2 protein-coding genes are annotated in these 1,249 nt (G+C 33.7%); both read left to right on the forward strand.

Annotated elements, in window-relative coordinates:
- Positions 1 to 180: 180 nt before the first annotated feature.
- Positions 181 to 561 (forward strand): YppG family protein, encoded by a 381-nt coding sequence (locus tag V7024_RS13425; protein WP_335520781.1) that lies wholly within the window; start codon positions 181 to 183, stop codon positions 559 to 561.
- Between the two features lie 445 nt (positions 562 to 1,006).
- A partial coding sequence (locus tag V7024_RS13430) for a CotD family spore coat protein (protein ID WP_335520783.1) occupies positions 1,007 to 1,249 on the forward strand: 243 nt, incomplete at its 3' end.

A 1,249-nucleotide genomic window follows, 5' to 3' on the forward strand; every position in this document is an offset into this window, starting at 1 on the left:
ATTCTAGCCGCTAGAGCTGGACAATGCTTCTCTTTCAATCTTGAGGTGGGAGTCTTACTGCCCACGAATAGCGGGATAAACCATTTCCCACTCAATTTTGCAACTTGTAGGACAATTACACATTTTTTTTTTGATTTCATATTCTAACTATATAGAAAACTGTTAGAGGAGGGAGAATGCATGTTTCAACATTCTAACATGTATCAGAATGAACAAGACCCATATTTACGTTATAATATGTATCCTTTTACGCCTTACTATATGAATTACAATAATTATTTTCAACCTTTTCAACTTCCACAGATGAATCAGCCAGCTTTTTATCCACCGAAACAACCTACTCAATCTTCTTTTTATCCACATACGCCATATCCAATGATGAATAAACAAAACTACACAAAGCAACAGCCAGCTCAATTTTCTAGTTTTATGTCGCAGTTTAAAACAACTGACGGAAATTATGACATTAATAAAATGATGGGTACTGCAGGTCAAATGATGAATGCAATGAACCAAATTACCGGTATCGTCAAACAAGTAGGTGGATTTTTTATAAAATGAAATTAATCTTTCATAGATGCCTTTTCCATGAAAGATTAGTTGAAGAAATTGAAATCATTCGGGTAGTTTTGTTAGGTCATTTATATAGGAAGAGACGTGTAAAAAGTTATATGGAAATTACAATATTTTGATATACAGGGACTAATAAACACCCAAATTTTGTATGTGAAATATCATAAAAAAGAGTTGTTCGGACCTCCTATCCATTTTACAATGACAGTAGCATTAAAAATATAGAATATGGAGAGGACGAATGTGAAGAAAGTTATTTTACTTTTGTTTTTTGTCATGATTACATTAACAATTTTTATTTTCACAAACTTTAAACAATTTTTATAGGCAAATTTCCAATATAGAAATAGGTGTTTGTAACAAACGGCTTTTACCCTTTTCACATATTGTAAAATGAAAGGTTATTTTCAATTTGTGAGAGGAGAGAAAGACTATGTATCATTGTAATCCTTGTTTTGGAGGACTACCAACTACAACAACATGTCCAATTGTACATCCGACAAAATGTTGTGAAACACACACATTTGCAAAAACGGTGGTACCTCATATTCATCCAACGCATATGAAACACGTTCACCACCAAGTAGTACAGGCGCAGCATTATTTCCCGCAAACAAACTCTAACGTGAATGTTATACAACCTGCTCCTCCGACTGTAGTTGGAGGAGTTGGCGGA

Origin of the sequence: Bacillus sp. JJ864, from assembly GCF_036963045.1 — a bacterium.
Classification (GTDB): Bacteria; Bacillota; Bacilli; order Bacillales; family Bacillaceae_G; genus Bacillus_A; species Bacillus_A pseudomycoides_C.

Bases quoted from the DNA above. Each gene is read 5' to 3' on its own strand.
- V7024_RS13425 (WP_335520781.1), top strand. From the start codon at position 181: ATGTTTCAACATTCTAACATGTATCAGAATGAACAAGACCCATATTTA.